The following is a 15,843-nucleotide window of genomic DNA, read 5'->3' as shown; positions in this document are numbered from 1 at the left end:
CACCAGGCGACGCCGTCCGCCCCGTACTGACGGCCGAACCGGGTGTGGTTGTCCCAGCCCTCCTCGCCGTCCCATGTCTCGTAGATCTTCTCGGGGATCGCCATGACGTGGTCGAGGAGAGTCCGCCAGCGCGGCGACGAGGAGTCCGCGGAACCGCTGCCGGACCCATGTTGCGCCTCGCCGACTTTCGGCACGCGATCACGGGCAGGGCGGACCAAGCACTGGCCACAGGCATGCTCGGGCAGTGCCGAGGTTGTCCGCGTTGCGTTCGACGGCCCAGGCGTGGGCGGTGTCGAGGGTGGCCAGGGGGCCGGACGTGGTGCGAAGAAGTTGGGCGTGGCTGTGGGAGCTGTCGGAGACGTTGCGGCCGGACGAACGGTGTCTCCTGTGGATCTGCCGGGGCCGGCAAGGGCAGCCCCGGTTCGTCCAGACGGTCTTGTTGTTGAAACGCATCTCATCTGTGGGAGAGGAGTGAGCGATGATGCTCGTGCGAACCGACCTCTTCCGGGAGCTGGACCGGCTGACCCAGCAGGTCTTCGGTACCGCGACGAGGTCGGCTGCCTTGCCAATGGACGCCTTCCGTACCGGTGACGCGTTCGTGGTCGAGCTGGACCTGCAGGGAGTGGACCCGGCGAGCATCGACCTGGACGTCGAACGCAACGTGCTGCCGGTCAGGGCCGAACGCCGTTCGGGTTGCCGACGCGGGCGCTGAGGTGGTGATCGCGGAACGGCCCATGGGGTCCTTCAGTCGCCAGCTCTTCCTCGGCAACACTCCGGACGCCGGACGCATAGACGCCTCGTACGAGGCCGGCGTGCTGCAGCTTCGGATCCCGGTTGCCGAGCAGGCCAAGCCCCGCAAGATCACCATCAGCGGCGGTGAGGGGCGCGAGCAGATCGGCGGCTGAGTGTGCCGGACGGGGGCCCGCTCGTGCCGTACGCGCCCCACTGGTTCTCCCGGAACGACCGGCTCCCGGGAGAACTGGTGGGGCGGGTCGTCTGTCGTCGCGCTCATGGTCGTGGCGGCGATGCCGGCTGATGCCTGTTCCCCGCCGTTCAGGACGCGGCTGTCCACCGTGTCGCCCCGTCTGCCCCGGCCGCCTCGTCAGGGGTGCGGCTGCGGGCGGCGACCCGGAACGGAGCTGGTGCCCCAGGCTGCCGACAGCACACCCGACATATGGTGCTTGTGTGGGTGATTTCTGGTTCCCTTCTCTCACTCGGGAGCGAGGGCATGCAGCTGCACGTACCGTCCGCCTGTGTCCTGGCCGGCCGTCCACCGGCTCCGGCCGGGGCCGGAAGGAAGGGACTGCGGCCCGGACAGGGCCGACTGGGGATGGGGAGGCGGTGATCGCCCAGATGAGGGACACCATGTCGCAGGGTCGGCCGCCGTCCCGGCGAGTGCTGACCGCGTGGCGGACCAGCGACCTGCCGGTGTGGTTGCGAAGGCGGGCGGGGCAACCGATGTGGCCGACGGGTGCGTCGGGCCGACCGGCAGGCGCGGGCTGCGCCTCGTACGGTGTGACGAGGCCGGCAGTCGGCGCGGACGCGGTGAGCGGCTGCTCCAGCCCCGCCTGCACGGGCACCGCGGTCGTCACGAGGATCGGGTAGGGCCGTGCAGTCGTCGCTCTCCAGCCGCGGATCTGACCGCGGTATGGAACAGGTCGAAGCCCTTATGGCCGAGGTGATGCGTGAGACCGGAGCCTCGGTCGGCCTGCTCTACCTGCTGCCGCCCGGGGACCGGCTGCTGTGGCTCACTCTGCTGTCCGGTGTGTCCCGGCAGATCGCCGCGCCCTGGTCCCGCGCCTCGGTCGACACGGCGACGCCCGTCACGGACGCCATGCGCCTGCGGAGTCCGGTCTGGCTGGAGAGCCGGGAAGAGGTGGCCCGTCGCTATCCGCAATTGGGCCTGGTCCTGCCGTACGATTTCATGCTTGCCGCGGCTCCCTTCCTCAGCGGCACTCTGGCGTGGGGCGGCCTCGCGCTGCTGTGGCCCCTCGGACACCCTCCACACCTCAGCCCGCACCAACGTGAGGCCGTCACCACGTGCTGCCGGCGGACGGCAGGCGTTCTGCAGCAGGCCGCCGCCCGGGGCGACCCGCTGCTGCCTCCCGAGGAACCCAGGTACCTTCCGAACCTGCCCGAGGACGCCGACCCCGCCCAGGCCGTGGCCGCGCTCGCCTTCACCGAACGCCTCCCCACGGGCTGCTGCGCACTGGACCTGGACGGCCGGATCACCTTCATCAACTCCGCAGGCGCCGATCTGGTGGGCGCCGATGCGGCCACCCTCACGGGCCGTCGGCTGTGGGAAGCACTGCCGTGGCTGCACGCCGCGGTCAGTGAAGAAGGCTACCGAGCCGCGCTGGTCACCCGCCGGTCGACCTCGTTCACCGCAACACGTCCCCCGGACAGAGCACTGTGCTTCCGGCTCTACCCGGACGGCAGCGGTGTCAGCGTCCGCCTCACACCCGCCACGCGGCAGACGGCCCCCGCGCAGGCTCCGTCATCCGGGGAGTCGGTCGGCGCCATGGGGCTGTACCACCTCACCCACCTGGCGGCCGCCCTCGCCGAAGCCGCCACCGTCCAGGACGTGGCCGACGTCGCCGCCGACCAGGTCGTCCCCGCCTTCGGCCCCCAGGGACTGGTCCTCACCGTCGCCCAGGGAAACCGCCTGACCATCGTCAGCCACCGCGGCCACAGCGCCGAGCTCATCAACCGGTTCGACGGCACGCCCGTGACCTCCGACACCCCGACCGCACACGCACGCCAGATCGGCGCCCCCGTCTTCTTCCCCACTTTCGCCGACTTCCAGCGCGCCTATCCCGGCGCGCCCCGCTACGACACCAGGAGTTCCTGGGCCTTCCTGCCACTGACCACATCCGGCCACCGCATCGGATCCCTCGCCCTCTCCTACGACCAGCACCGCCGCTTCGACCCCGCCGAACGCGCCCTTCTCGCCTCCCTCGCCGGGCTGATCGCCCAAGCCCTGGACCGCGCCCGCCTCTACGACGCCCAGCACACCCTCGCCCACACCCTCCAGACCAGTCTGCTTCCCCCCGCACTGCCGCATGTCCCCGGCCTGGACATCGCCGCCCGCTACCAGTCCGCCGGCCACGGCATGGACATCGGCGGCGACTTCTACGACCTCATCCACATCCCCACCGCCACCACCGCAGCCATCGGCGACGTCCAGGGCCACAGCACCGCCGCAGCAGCCCTGATGGGACAAGTCCGCACCACCGTCCACGCCCACGCCATCTCCGGCACCTCCCCCGCAGACCTCCTCGCCCGCACCAACCGCCTCCTCACCGACCTCGACACCGGCCTCTTCACCAGCTGCCTGATCGCCCAGCTCGACCTCGCCCACCACCACGTCCGTCTCGCCACCGCCGGACACCCACCACCCCTGCTCCGCCACCCCGACGCACGCACCGAGGTCCTGGACCTGCCCCCCGGACTCCTGCTGGGCATCGACCCCGACGCCGACTACGACACCACCGGCATCCCGCTCCCGCCCGGCGCCGTACTCCTGCTCTACACCGACGGACTCGTGGAAATCCCCGGCACAGACATCGACGACACCACCGCCGCCCTCGCCCGGCACCTCTCACAAGCCCGGACCGACAACCTCGACCGCCTCGCCGAGAACCTCATCCGCCACGCCGAACACTCCGACCACCACCACGACGACATCGCCCTTCTGCTCATCCGGCGCGCCCCCACCAGCGACTGACGCCCCCCACACCACCGCCCACAACGGACGAACCTGCCGTCGCCGAAAGAGCCGTTCGGCGAATCAGAGAACGTCACCGACGAGCGTGCCTCATTCGGGCCGGCACGAGCGCAGGCGGGCCACCGGGCGGGTCATGGCCGGGGAGACCGGCCAGGTGCCGGCTGATCCACCGCAGCGGCGAACTGCTCCGCGGGGGCAGGCAGTTCCTCTGCCGGGGCGGTGAGGTCGAATCGGACGTCCACGACGCCTTCGACCGCGTGGACCAGCCGGAGCGCCGTGGGCACCAGAGAGGTGTCACGGAGGTGCCCGGTCACCGTGACCACACCGCGCGCGACCGACACCTGGAGCGAGGGCTCGTCGGGGAAGAGGGCCGACACCACCTCGTGGCGGACCTCGCGCTGGATGGCCGTGTCGGAGCGCAGGAAGCCCTTGAGGATGTCACAGCGGCTGACCACGCCGATCAGGCGGCCGTCGCCGTCGACGACCGGCAGCCGCTTGACATGCTTGGTCCCCATGAGCCGGGCGGCCTCCGCCAGGGTCGCTTCGGGCCGGACACAGACCGCCGGTGCCGTCATCAGGTCGCCGACGATCACCCCGGACGCCTTGCCCAGTTCACTCGCGCGCAGCAGGGCCTCGAGCCGGGTCGGGTCGCTGTCGCGCAGTTCCTGTTTGGGCAGCAGATCCGCCTCGGAGACCACGCCCACCACACGGTTGTCGCCCTCGATCACCGGCAAGGCACTGACGTTCCACTTGGCCGTCGCCTCGACCACATCCTTGTAGGTGGCGTCGCGGACGACGGCGACGACCTTCGCCGTCATCACGTCGCGGACGGTGTGCGGGGCATCGCTGACGAACATGATCTGCCTCCCTGGACACGCGAACACGGATTGCCGTCAGAACTCTTGGGAACTACCGCGGCCGAGGCCGGCAGGCCGATGAGTGTCTCCATGGTCAACGCACGCCCCCTCTCCGCGCAGGGCCGATCGGGTCCCGCCGTGCGGCCGACCGGCTCATCGGGGTCAGGCCCCACGACGCACCGAGGACGAGAGAGGCGGCGCTCCATCGCGAGACGGCCACGGTCCGGAGCCGACTCCTTCTGCCGGGATCGGCGGGATCCGAGGCCGCCCCGGCCGGTGACAGGCCTGCCGACGCGGCACCGAACATCCGCCTGTTCGAGGCTGTTCGGTCCCCTGGGCGCAGGGACCACCGGCCTCGGGCCGGGGACCCCAGGTCCCTTCGGGTCGGTCGAAGCGCGCGGCAGAGTGGTGACGGAAAGGCTGAGCGACATGAACTCTCGCAGCAGGACGCACCTCACGCGCCTGGACGTGGCTCCGCGCGTACGGTCCCTTCCGCACGTGGGCGCGGCAGTCGGGCACGTGCTGGGTGTCCCGATCGGGAGGGACGGTGAGATGATGAGCCTGCGCGCGGCTGACCTGCGGCGGACACTCGTGGAGCTGGCCGCGCCGGAGGAACCCGGCCTCGACACCGTCTGCCGGGCTGCGGTCGATGTCTGTGGCGTGGACGCGGCGGCCTTTCTGACCGGCCGGGGAGAGAACCGGGGTTCCCTGCACACCACCGACGCCACCTCGGCCGCCATGGAGGATCTGCAGATCACTGTAGGGGAGGGCCCCAGCGTCGACGCGTGGGAGACGCGTGGCCCGGTGCTGACGGGTGATCTGGAGGACGAAGCCCTGGCAGGCCGGTGGCCCGGATTCACCGCGCTGGCGCACGGTCGTGGCGTGAGAGGCGTGTTCGTGTTCCCCCTCCAGGTGGGTGCGGTACGGCTGGGCACGCTGTCCCTGTACCGGTCCCGGCCGGGCCCGCTCAGCCGGGAACAGGCCCGTGACGCGGTGCTGCTGGCGGCGATCGCCCTTGACAGGCTGCTGGAGCCGTCCGAGCGCAGCGGATGGTCGCAGCCGGCCACACCGGATGTCGGGCAGGACAGCCTCAAGATTTATCAGGCCACCGGGATGGCGGCCTCGCAGTTGGCCGTGGGCATCGATGAGGCGTTCTCACGGTTGCGGGCTCATGCGTTCGGCTCGGGTCTCCCGCTCGCGGAAGTCGCCCGTCAACTGCTGGACGGCGCACTTGACTTCGCAGCGCAGGACGAAGACACCGAAGGCCGGGAACGCTCCTTCGGCCACCACGAGGAAAGCTGAGAGGGGCGCGTGTCATGGCACGGGAAGAAGCACTGGTCCAGGCGTTCGTCGATCTGGCCGACACGCTCGTCGAGGACTTCGACATCATCGAGTTCCTCAACCGGCTGGCCGGGCACTGTGTGTCGCTTCTGGATGTCGACGCGGCCGGCATCCTGCTGACCAATCCTCAGGGCCGCCTCCACCTGATCGCGGCCTCCAGCGAGAAGGCCAGACTTCTGGAACTGCTTCAGCTCCAGGGTGCCCAGGGCCCCTGTGTCACCTGCTACACCGAGCGGCGCCGCGTCGACTACAGCGACCCCGTTCCCGGTGCTTCCGCCGACGTCCTGCCCTGGCCGCGCTTTGCGATGGCGGCCCGGCAGGAGGGGTTTCACGGAGTGTGCGCGCTGCCGATGCGCCATAACCGTCAGGTCATCGGCGCACTGAACCTGTTCCGCACCGAGGCCGGCGTCCTGGACGACCGCAACGCGGCACTCGGACAGGCCCTCGCGGACATAGCCACCCTAGGCATCCTCCAAGAACGTGCCGTACGGCAGCGGGAGGTCCTCGCGGAGCAGCTCCAGCACGCGCTCGACAGCCGCGTCATCATCGACCAGGCCAAGGGTTTCCTCGCCCACCGTCTGAACACCTCGCTCGACGAAGCCTTCCGCGCCCTGCGCGGCCTCGCCCGCAACAGCAACCGCAAGCTCGTGGACGTGGCACTCGACGTGGTCACCCAGCCCGGCACCATCGTCCCGGACAGCGGCATCGCACCCGACCGGCTCGTCGGCGAAAGCTGAACCAGGGGAACGAGCGCAGTTTCCCGCGTGCCGACGCATACGCAGGACACCCCTGTTGGAAGCCGACGACTGACCCGGGTTCCGCAGTTGATGTAGCGGGATAGTCCGTGGATTCGGGGGTTGACGTGCGGAAACGCGCCGTCGGCTGGTGGGACGGCGTGTATCTAGGGCTGGTGGTTCGTGCTGGTCAGCGGCTCGCGGGGGCGAGCTGGTAGATCCGTGGCGGTGGGTCGAGCTTGAGGGCGTGGAGCAGGTCGCGTTGGGGCTTGGTGATCTCGGTGCGCTGCTGGAAGGTGCCGGCGGGGCCGGTGAAGGTACCGAGCTTGATGCGGTCGAGTTCGTGGCGCAGTGTCGGCCAGGTCTGCCCGGTCTGGGTCTCGGCGATGCGGGCCAGGAGCAGGGCGAGCCAGCAGAGCAGGACATGCACGCGGATGTGTTCCTCCTTGCGGTGGAACACCGGCCGCAGGTCGATGACCTGCTTCATGTCCCGCCAGCCGCGTTCGACTTCGAGGAGTTGCTTGTAGCCGAGCTCGATGTCCTCGGTGGTCATCTTGGGGTCGGAGGTGCGCAGCAGGTACTTGCCGTCCAGGTTCTCCTCGGCCTTGATCTTCGCGGCGTCGATGCGCAGCAGCCCGCCGGGCGTGACGCGCAGGTAGCGGTTGAGTCCGGGCTTGGTGGAGATCACCCCGCGCAGTTCGGCCCGCTTGGTCGGTGCGAGCTTGTCGGTGTTGTCGATCAGTTCGGTGAGGTGGGCGACCAGGCGGTCTCTGGTCTTCGCGTCGCGGTCGGCGGCGTCGGGGTTGAAGCAGATGACGAACCGCTCGTCCTCGCGGATGCGGACCTCCTTGACCCGCAAGTTGTCGCGGACGTCCTGGTAGCGGCCTTGGCGGGCCAGTGCCTCGGTGGCCTCGGCCGACCCGGAGCGGAGTTTCTCGCCGATGATGTAGTGGTGGTCGCCCGTGCGGAGGTGGTGGCGGTTGCGTTCGGAGGCGAAGCCGCGGTCGGCGACCCACACGATCCTGGAGAGCGTCCAGTCGCGCATGTCGTCCTTGACCTGCCGGATCAGCGCCGAGTCGCTGGTGCAGCCGGGCCAGGACCACACGCGCACCGGGATGCCGGTGCGGGTGACGGCCATCCCGATCACGACCTGCGGCAGGTCATCGCGGTGGTCCTTGGACTTGCCGAACGACCTGAACCCCCGCACCTGGTGCTCGTCACTCGCCTCGTTCTCGGGGACGGGCCGGCCCTGCTCGTCGCGGGCGATGGCCTCATCGGCGTCCTCGGTCTCGAAGTAGGTGGAGGTGGTGTCGAAGAACAGCAGGTCGACCTCCAGGTTGAGGAGGCTGGCGACCTGGTGGAACACCTCTTCCTCGAGCGTGGCGGAGATCTCGATCAGCCAGTCCATCGCCCGGTAGCAGGCGTCGTCGCTGGTGGCGGGCAGCCCGTCAATGGCGACGTCGTCGTTGACCCACCGGGCCGCTGCCAGCTTCGACGACGGTGCCAGGGCGCGGTTGGCGACCAGCGCGAACAGCACCCGCTCCGCGCTGGCATCGAGGCGACGTTTCTTGAGCAGCCGTTTCATCGCCTTGCCGATCTCCAGCTGCTGCCAGAGCCCGTCCAGCACCCAGGTGCCGCCCAGCGGCCGGGACTCCACGAACACCAGCCCGTCCACCGTCGCGGACAGGGCGGCGTCGGGGTCCAGGAACCGGGTCACCGACGCCACCAGCCGCTGCAGCGCGTCCCGGTTGGATGCGTCCTCCCGGCCGAAGTTGTAGATGACCTGCACCCTGGAGCGTTTCGCCGCGGGGTCCCACACGTTGTGGGCCAGCTGCAGGTAGCGCACCACCGTGCCGTCCCTGTTCCGCCGAGGAGTCGACCGCAGATACATGGACTAGAACCTAGCCTCCAAGCCCAAGGCACGTCAGGGAAATCACCTACAAGCGTGTATCTAGGGCGAACCTCGATTCCCACCAACTGCCACACCGCTGACCAGCAAGTCCGACCTCACCCAAGGCCCAGAAACCCGATTAGCTGCGGAACCCGGGACTCAGGGAAGGATTTGCCGTTCCCTCTTCTCCGGAGCGAGGTAAAAAACGATGCCCGTCACGGCTGGGAGCGGTCATCTTCGCCCGGCAGCACCCCTCGACGACAGCCCAACGTGACCCAAGCAAGGCGCTCGCCGTCCAGCCGGCATCGTGACCGCAGCCGCCGTGCCCAAGACATGCTGCGCGACCAGGTCGCAGGAATGGCCGAGAAGGCCGGTCAGGAAACGTCTGTCTCTAGTGGCTTGAGGTCGGGCGGGTAGCCCTTTGCGCGGAGCCAGGTGTCGAGGGCGAGGGTGACGATGTCTCCATGTGGTACGCCAGTGTCGGCGTTGTAGCGGCGAATCCGGCGCTGGAGCTGGAGGACTTCGGGGACGGCGTGGTTGAACTGTCCGCGTTTGGTGTGCCGGTTTCTGATGACGTCCAGGGTGTCCGGGTGCGGCGTGAGAACGTCATCGGTCGGCTGGGACACGGCGTCGAGAGCGTCGGCGATTTCACGTAGTCGGCGGGCGTAGGGGGAGTGATCAGGCACGAGAGCTGCTCCGGTCGGTCCGGATAGGCCGATAGCTATCCGCCTATTGGGCTATTGGAATAGTCGGCACGGGGCGGCCGCCCCCTTGCGTGAGGGTGGCCGCCCTGTTCCTTGCGGTCGGGTCAGAACCCGCGGGTGGTGAGCCACTCGTCCAGTGCGACCGAGACGATGTCGCCGATGGGCAGGTGGTCGAGTTCGTTGTCCAGCGCGAAGCGCTTGAGCCGCTTCTTCAGCTTCAGCGCCGCGGGGACCGACGAGTCGAGACTCTCGCGCGCGATGATGCGCTGGTTGAGAACGACGGCGGTCTCAGGAATGTCCTTGGGACGGCCGGATCCCTGAGCCCACGGTGTTCCTTCGCTGGGCGCTGCCTGCGATTGCGCCTCCTGTTCCTGGTGAGCCCGTGAAACATCGGTCCTCACCGGGAACCCGTTGCCCCCTGCGGCCGTCGGAGAATCTGCAGGGCGAAGCGCCACCTCGGCGCCCCAGACTGCGCCAGGAGCCGCGGACGTGCCGTGCTGCACAACGGGTGCGGCTGGCTGCGTGGGCTGGATGGCAGGTGCTGCGGGCTTGGCAGCCGGGAGCCCTGCCTCGGTGGCGGCGACGGCCGGGCGAACTGGCTGACTGGCGGCCGGCTCCGGGACGGGCCTGTTCGGTGCCTCGGCAGTCGGCTGGGCGGAGGACTGTGCCACTTCGGGCATCGCCTCGGCCCGGCCCTGTGCCGACCCCTCGGGGTTGGGAACAGCGGAAGGAGCGGGCTGAACCTGCGGCTCGCCGGCTGCGGGACGGTCTTCGCCCTGGGGGGTGGCCTGTTCGGCGGCGTACTGCTCGGGGGTGAGCTCGGCGGTCGGGGGAGGGGGCGGAGGGGTGGTCTTCTTGGTTGCGCCCAAAGTACGGCCGCCCGTGCGGCGGGCCGGGGGCTTCATGCGTTCGGTCATGCTGCGGTCAGCTCCTTCATCAGCTTGGCGTACTCGCTCAGTTCGGTGGGGATCTCGCCGAAGGCCTCCATGTAGTGCACCCAGGAGTGGATGGTGGTCTCGGCGAGCGGGAAGGCCTCGTCGCGGTCCGGGCCGATGCCCTCGCCCTGGTCGGGGTCGAGGAGTTGGTCCTTGGCATGGCGGGGCAGGCTGGTGCGGTCGTCGGCCTTGACCATGACGACATGGGCGGTGACGCCGTGCTCGTTGCGGGCGGCGGCGCGTTCGGCCTCGTCGAAGGTGGCCACGAGCTTGCGGCGCTCGATCTTGGTGGGGGCGACCGGGACGAGCAGCAGGTTCGCCTCGGTGATAGCCTCGTGGAAGATGCGGGCGCTGCCGCCGCCGGCGTCGACCACGATCGCGCCGAACTCGGTGCGCTTGGTACGGATGTACTCGGCGATGTCGTCGAACGGGTACCGCTCGACCACCAGGTTGGCCGGGACCTCGAAGCCGGCGGCCTGGGCGACCTTGAACCAGTCGTAGGCGGACTGGCTGGTGGCGTCGGCGTCCAGCAGCAGGGTGGGCAGTCCGAGGACGACGGCGTAGTAGAGGGCGATGAACCAGGCGGAGGTGGTCTTGCCGGTGCCGCCCTTGAGCATGCCGACGACGATCACGAACGCGTCCCAGACGTGTTCTGTGGCCGCGGCCAGGGTCTTGTGGCGGGTGTTCTCGTTCACGTGTGCTCGATCTCCTGAAATGGGAAGGGGTGTCTTGTTGTGCGCGCGTCGACGAAGGAGCCGACGACGGGGGCGCCCGTGCTGCCCTGTGGCGGCTGGAATGCCGCACGGGCGCCCTCGTGATCTGCCAGGCAGGGTGGGGAACACCCGCGAGGACAGGGGTGCTCATTGCCGCTTCCTCGCGTCGTGGGCGGGTCCGTGGGCGTGCTGGGGCCGCATGCGGGTGCCTGCCTGGTGCAGGAGCCGGTAGACGGTGGCGACGGAGTAGCTGTGCTCCCTGGCAAGTTCCGGCACCGTTTCACCGGCCTCGTACCGTGCGCGCAACGACACCGCGAGCGTGTGCCGCTCGGCGGCCCGTGCTGCGGCGCGCATCCGCAGGGTCTGCTGGGTCGTGCGTACGGTGCCGTCGGCTTCGATCAGCAGGCGCCGGGCACCGCGCCGCGTCTCTCCTGCTGCTGTGGCGAGTTCGGTGAGGGTTGCGCCGTGCTGCTCGTACAGGGTGCGCAGATGGGCCGCGAGGCGCTGGCGGGCCTGCGGGTTCTCCCGCATCCGGCGGGTCTGCCAGGAGGTACGCATGACGGTCCCGGCGTCGTGCAGCCGGTTGAGGACGGTGCCGTAGGACAGGCCGCTGGCGATGACGAGTTCGTCGACCGTGGCACCGGACTCGTACTGCTCGCGCAGGGCTTGGGGGGTCACCGCCTCGTTCGCGACAGGGGTGACCGTGGGTTCTGGGTTCATGCGACGGACTCCCATTCGCTGAGGGCTTCGGCATGGGCGGCGGCCAGCTCGTCATAACTGCGCTGGTCCGATGGGGTGATGAGGATCAGGTGGCCGTCGGTGGCGACCCGCCAGTCGGCGGCAGGACGCCCTGTGACCGGGTCGAGGACGCGCCCGTCCGGGGCGTGCCATGGCGGTGGGATCTCGTCGGGGCGCGGCACGGGTACCAGGACCTGACGGCCGTCGCGGACGATCACGAGAGCCCTGCTGCGGTGCTCCGCAGGCCGGTCCAGTGCCTCCTGGTAGGCCGCCCGCTCGGCCGCGTGCAGGGCCTTCCGCCTGGCCGCGATGCCCCAGGTGCCGTGTTGCTCGGCGACCTTGGCCCAGCCCTGTGCCGGCGCTGTGGTGTGGCCGTTGTCGGCGTCCGGGAGGCGGTTACCGAAGCCTTCCAGAGCATGTGGCGCGAGGGCCCAGGTCTGCCCGGTGTGCTGGACGAGGCCGTGGTCGGCGAGGCGTTTCAGGGTCCGGTAGGTGGTGGCGCGGGAGACCGAGGAGGTACCGACGAGCTCGGCAACGGTCTGATCCTGGCGTACGCGTAGAGCGCTGATGATCATGAGGGCGGCGCTGCCGAGGCTGTGGTGGGCAAAGGCGTCGTGGGCCATCAGACGGCCGAGGACGGTGGAGTCGATGTCGGCCGTCGTGGCCGTCTCAGGGGTGTTCCACTCCTCAAGTGCCGGGTCGGGGGGGCACTGAGTGGTACGGGTACGAGACAACGCAGGGGGTGCCGTGTGCCGGCGGGGACTGCCGAGGGTGAGGTACCAGGTGGAGCCCTCCCGGCCGTGGCCCACCCGCAGGCGCCGCAGCCAGCCGTGCGGCTTCAGGACGGTCTCGTAGACGGCCCGCAGGGTCGTCCTGGAGATCCCGGCCTCCTCGGCGGTCTGGCGCTCACTGGCGTGATGCAGAGGGCCGCCCGCGATCTCCGCGAAGTTCAGGTGCGCCCGCAGGACGCGCAGCGCGGTCCTGCCCCGCTCGCCACGCCAGGGCGTGGTCTCGATCCGGTCCCGCAGCGCCGCCAGGAGCTCGTAGGCGTGGTCACGGGAGCCGAGCGCCCTGGTGGTGTTGATCATCTGGGTGGCGCTGGCCCACACCCGGCGGATGTAGTCCAGGGCTCGGGACTGCCCGGAGCGCAGGGAGATGTTCCGGGCGTGTCTGCCGCCCTCGTGGTCGGGATGCAGCAGCAAACGGGTCAGCTGCTCGATGCTTCCGCCGGCGCGGGCCACGTGGCAGGCGATGGCCGCGGTGATCCGGTGACCGTGCTCCGCCGCGCCCTGGCGGTCGCCACGCAAGGTCACCGTGCGGCCGTCGGGGCTGAGCCTGCTGTAGCTGCCTGCTGCGTAGCGGCCGGTGAGGTCGCCGAGCAGGACCAGGTCGGCGGCAGGCTTGGAGAGGTGGGAGAGTCCCTGCAGCGTGGTGTGGCTGCCTGTGACTGCCTCTGGTGGGGAGAAAACGGGACGTCGAGCCGACGGGGAGTAGTGCGGGTGGGCTGTGGGGTGTGGCATTCTGGGCTTGTCCCAAGGACATGGACGCCACCAGGGCCCGCTAAAACCGCAGGTGGTGTCCGGAACCGACCTCCAATCGGTGCCAGCGAAGCCTCCAGGATGGCCGTCCTGGAGGCTTTCGTGCGCTCTGGCACCGGTCGGAGGCAGGCGTCCCCATCGCGGCTCGACCGGAGACGAACGGGAGGCCTGTCAGAGTCGCCACCTTGGATCCGCACCGGTCAACTCCGCTCGCTCAAAGGGCAGTTTGGGAGGTCGATGCCTCTGACTGCCTCTGAGCGACCCGGGTCGAACCGGGGTCGAATCAGAGTGTTTTCCTCTGACTGCCTCCGATCGCCTCTGCAACCCGACCTAGCAGGTCACAGCCGTTTCGGCCTCAGTAAGCCCAGGTCAGAGGGGTGCACCGGAATTACCGCCAGTACTCGGCCGTCGACCTGGCGCACGCCCGCTCCTTCGAGGACGTGTGGCACCTTCTGGTCCACGGCGATCTTCCCGACGCGGGGCGCGGAGCCGCCTTCGCCGCCGAGACCGCCGCCCTGCGGCGGCTTCCCGAGGCGGTGGCGGCGGCCCTGCCCGCCATCGCTGCGGCCGACGCCGGGATGAACCCCCTGGCCGGAATGCGCACCGCCCTGTCGCTGCTCGGCGCGGAGAAGGATTTCCGGCCTGTGTACGACATCGACGCGGACCGGCGCCGCGCGGACACCGTCGTGGCGGCCGCGGCCGTACCGACACTGCTCACCGCGCTGTACCGGCTGGGGAAGGGGCTCGAGCCCGTCGAGCCGCGCGAGGATCTGTCGTACGCGGCGAACTACCTCTACATGTTGACCGGGGCGGAACCCGACGGCGAGCGGGTCCGCGCGATCGAGCAGTACCTGATCTCAACCATTGATCACGGCTTCAATGCGTCAACGTTCGCCGCCAGGGTGATCGCCTCGACCGGAGCCGATGTGGCCGCGTGTCTGGTGGGGGCGGTGGGGGCGCTGTCGGGGCCGCTGCACGGAGGTGCGCCCAGCCGGGCGCTGGATACGCTGGACGCGATCGGCACGCCCGACCGCATCGACTCCTGGATCCGGGAGCGGGTGCTCGCCGGTGAGCGCATCATGGGCTTCGGTCACGCCGTGTACCGCACGGAGGACCCGCGCTCGCGCATGCTCCGCGAGACGGCGCTGGGTTTCGGCGGGCCGCGTGTCGCGTTCGCCGTCGAGGTGGAGCGGCACGTCGAGGCGATCCTCGCCGAACTGAAGCCGGGCCGTGAGCTGCACACCAACGTGGAGTTCTACGCCGGTGTCGTCATGGAACTGTGCGGGCTGCCCCGGGAGATGTTCACCCCGACGTTCGCGGCGGCACGGGTGGTGGGCTGGAGCGCCAACATCCTGGAGCAGGCCCAGGATTCGAAGATCATCCGCCCTGTGGCGCGGTATGTGGGGCCGGGGGCGCCGGTGGCGGTACCGGAGGGGGCGTGAGGGGCTGCGCATCGAGGGCTGTTCAGCGAGGTGCGCCGAAGGGGGCGCGCACGGCGCACGGTGGGCGCACGAGCGGTGGGCCCGGTGTCACGCGTGACGGACCGGGCCCTGCGCGGGGGGAGCCCGACGGCCTTCCCCGAAGGCGCGTCACGCGTCCGGGATGTCGGCCTTCGCGCGAATGAGGGTCTCGCGGGTGATGACGACGATACGTTCGTAGTCGGCGCGGGAGGCGTCGGACGGAAGGTCGGGGTCCAGTGAATCCGTGACGTCCGTGCCGATTACGGCGAAGTTCCCGTCGGCCAACTCGAAGATGTCAGGGCAGTTGCCCCCTCCCGTGCTCCCCCGCTCGGCTGGGGGCACACCGATCCGACGGATGATCTGACTCACTGTTGCTTCCCTTGGTCCGTTGGCTTGCGCACGACGACTGCTCGGTGCAAGGCGGGCCCTGTGGGGTGCACTCGTCATCCGGCGGCGTAGGCGACGATGGTGTGGGGTCCTCTACGCGATCAAGCGCGAGTCAACTCCCTGGCGTCCCCATCAACTCCGCACTTGACCTGTTCGTTATGGGCCGTCGGCGTGAACCTCGGGATGCGCGCCCTCTACTCGGCCGGTGGCTCGCCCACGACCCACCACTCGTCCACGTCGGCCTCTTCGAGCTGACGCAGGAGCTCGTCGACCATCCGCCCCAGGTCGGCCTCGATCGAGTCGGAGGGGAGAGTCGCCCGCTGGCCCTGCGTGGCGTACCAGTACTCCCGGACGACAGGGTTCTGCAGCAGACCTCGCATCCGGCCGTGGAACTCCTCGCGGGTGAGGTTGCCGATGCGGTAGTAGAAAAGCAGGTTCGTGTACAGGGCGTTGGCGAAGAGGTACTGCCGTCGTTTCTGGGGTGACGCCGGCACCTCGAAGATGTCCAGCACTTCGGCCAGCTCGGGGCTGTCGATCGCCTTGCTCAGCAGTTCCCAGTGCAGCCGCTGCTGATGAGCGAGGTTCGTGTGGGGAGGTGCCGCGACCGCCTGCTCCAGGCGCTCGAGTCGCGTGCGCAGCGCGTTGAGGGTGTTCCGCTGGACGGTCAGTGCTGCGAGGGCCCCGGCCGCCATGCCGAGGCCCGCTGCGGCGACGGGAGCGAGCCCCCGCATCCGAGACTTCCGTGTGGCCATGTCAACCCCCGAATCAGGCGGCCGTGCGCCGGTCGTCGGGGTGCGGGTGGAGTGACGGGGACCGGC

The 15,843-nt window shown here is 69.7% G+C and carries 14 protein-coding genes and 1 pseudogene; 5 read left to right on the top strand and 10 right to left on the bottom strand.

Annotated features, from left to right (window positions below):
• A partial coding sequence (locus ACLZN2_RS17125) for a hypothetical protein (RefSeq protein ID WP_416979334.1) occupies positions 1-194 on the bottom strand: 194 nt, incomplete at its 3' end.
• 287 nt (positions 195-481) lie between these two features.
• Between ACLZN2_RS17125 and ACLZN2_RS17120 the strand changes: the two are divergent.
• Both ACLZN2_RS17120 and ACLZN2_RS17115 read left to right on the top strand, forming a co-directional pair.
• Positions 482-905, top strand: a pseudogene (locus ACLZN2_RS17120) (Hsp20/alpha crystallin family protein).
• 743 nt (positions 906-1,648) lie between these two features.
• Positions 1,649-3,727: a SpoIIE family protein phosphatase gene (locus ACLZN2_RS17115; RefSeq protein WP_416979333.1), complete on the top strand. Its 2,079-nt coding sequence runs from the start codon at positions 1,649-1,651 to the stop codon at positions 3,725-3,727.
• 131 nt (positions 3,728-3,858) lie between these two features.
• Here ACLZN2_RS17115 and ACLZN2_RS17110 read toward each other — a convergent pair whose 3' ends face one another.
• Positions 3,859-4,584 carry a CBS domain-containing protein gene (locus tag ACLZN2_RS17110; protein WP_416979332.1) on the bottom strand — a complete coding sequence of 242 codons (726 nt, stop codon included), beginning with the start codon at positions 4,582-4,584 and terminating at the stop codon, positions 3,859-3,861.
• Between the two features lie 555 nt (positions 4,585-5,139).
• On the opposite strand from ACLZN2_RS17110, the gene ACLZN2_RS17105 reads away from it, so the two are divergent.
• Both ACLZN2_RS17105 and ACLZN2_RS17100 read left to right on the top strand, forming a co-directional pair.
• Positions 5,140-5,886, top strand: coding sequence for a GAF and ANTAR domain-containing protein (locus ACLZN2_RS17105; protein ID WP_416979331.1), 747 nt, complete (start codon positions 5,140-5,142; stop codon positions 5,884-5,886).
• A 14-nt stretch (positions 5,887-5,900) separates the two neighbouring features.
• Positions 5,901-6,662: an ANTAR domain-containing protein gene (locus ACLZN2_RS17100; RefSeq protein WP_416979330.1), complete on the top strand. Its 762-nt coding sequence runs from the start codon at positions 5,901-5,903 to the stop codon at positions 6,660-6,662.
• 187 nt (positions 6,663-6,849) lie between these two features.
• Here the strand turns inward: ACLZN2_RS17100 and ACLZN2_RS17095 are convergent, their stop codons facing one another.
• The 6 genes from ACLZN2_RS17095 to ACLZN2_RS17070 all read right to left on the bottom strand — a co-directional run bounded on the left by ACLZN2_RS17095 (position 6,850) and on the right by ACLZN2_RS17070 (position 13,160).
• Positions 6,850-8,550 (bottom strand): IS1634 family transposase, encoded by a 1,701-nt coding sequence (locus ACLZN2_RS17095; protein WP_416979329.1) that lies wholly within the window; start codon positions 8,548-8,550, stop codon positions 6,850-6,852.
• Positions 8,551-8,924: 374 nt separating this feature from the next.
• Positions 8,925-9,236, bottom strand: a complete 312-nt coding sequence (locus ACLZN2_RS17090; RefSeq protein WP_416979328.1) for a hypothetical protein — start codon at positions 9,234-9,236, stop codon at positions 8,925-8,927.
• Between the two features lie 122 nt (positions 9,237-9,358).
• Positions 9,359-10,171 carry a hypothetical protein gene (locus ACLZN2_RS17085; RefSeq protein WP_416979327.1) on the bottom strand — a complete coding sequence of 271 codons (813 nt, stop codon included), beginning with the start codon at positions 10,169-10,171 and terminating at the stop codon, positions 9,359-9,361.
• Positions 10,168-10,884 carry a ParA family protein gene (locus ACLZN2_RS17080; RefSeq protein ID WP_416979326.1) on the bottom strand — a complete coding sequence of 239 codons (717 nt, stop codon included), beginning with the start codon at positions 10,882-10,884 and terminating at the stop codon, positions 10,168-10,170. The genes ACLZN2_RS17085 and ACLZN2_RS17080 overlap by 4 nt, the downstream gene beginning before the upstream one ends.
• Positions 10,885-11,049: 165 nt before the next feature.
• Positions 11,050-11,622, bottom strand: a complete 573-nt coding sequence (locus ACLZN2_RS17075; protein WP_416979325.1) for a helix-turn-helix domain-containing protein — start codon at positions 11,620-11,622, stop codon at positions 11,050-11,052.
• Complete coding sequence (locus ACLZN2_RS17070; RefSeq protein WP_416979324.1) at positions 11,619-13,160, bottom strand: transcriptional regulator; 1,542 nt, start codon at positions 13,158-13,160, stop codon at positions 11,619-11,621. Before ACLZN2_RS17070 ends, ACLZN2_RS17075 begins: the two co-directional genes overlap by 4 nt.
• 395 nt (positions 13,161-13,555) lie before the next feature.
• Here ACLZN2_RS17070 and ACLZN2_RS17065 point away from each other — a divergent pair, with 395 nt between their 5' ends.
• Entirely contained in the window at positions 13,556-14,620 is a 1,065-nt protein-coding gene (locus tag ACLZN2_RS17065) for a citrate/2-methylcitrate synthase (RefSeq protein WP_416979323.1), read from the top strand.
• 147 nt (positions 14,621-14,767) lie between these two features.
• On the opposite strand, the gene ACLZN2_RS17060 is transcribed toward ACLZN2_RS17065, so the two are convergent.
• Together ACLZN2_RS17060 and ACLZN2_RS17055 are read right to left on the bottom strand one after the other, a co-directional pair.
• On the bottom strand, positions 14,768-15,007 hold the full coding sequence (locus ACLZN2_RS17060) for a hypothetical protein (protein WP_416979322.1): 240 nt from the start codon (positions 15,005-15,007) through the stop codon (positions 14,768-14,770).
• Between the two features lie 212 nt (positions 15,008-15,219).
• Positions 15,220-15,777: a DUF6082 family protein gene (locus ACLZN2_RS17055; protein WP_416979321.1), complete on the bottom strand. Its 558-nt coding sequence runs from the start codon at positions 15,775-15,777 to the stop codon at positions 15,220-15,222.
• Positions 15,778-15,843: the final 66 nt, after the last annotated feature.

Source organism: Streptomyces sp. T028, assembly GCF_048159505.1.
Lineage (GTDB): Bacteria > Actinomycetota > Actinomycetes > Streptomycetales > Streptomycetaceae > Streptomyces.
This window is presented reverse-complemented; position numbering and strand designations above follow the sequence as displayed.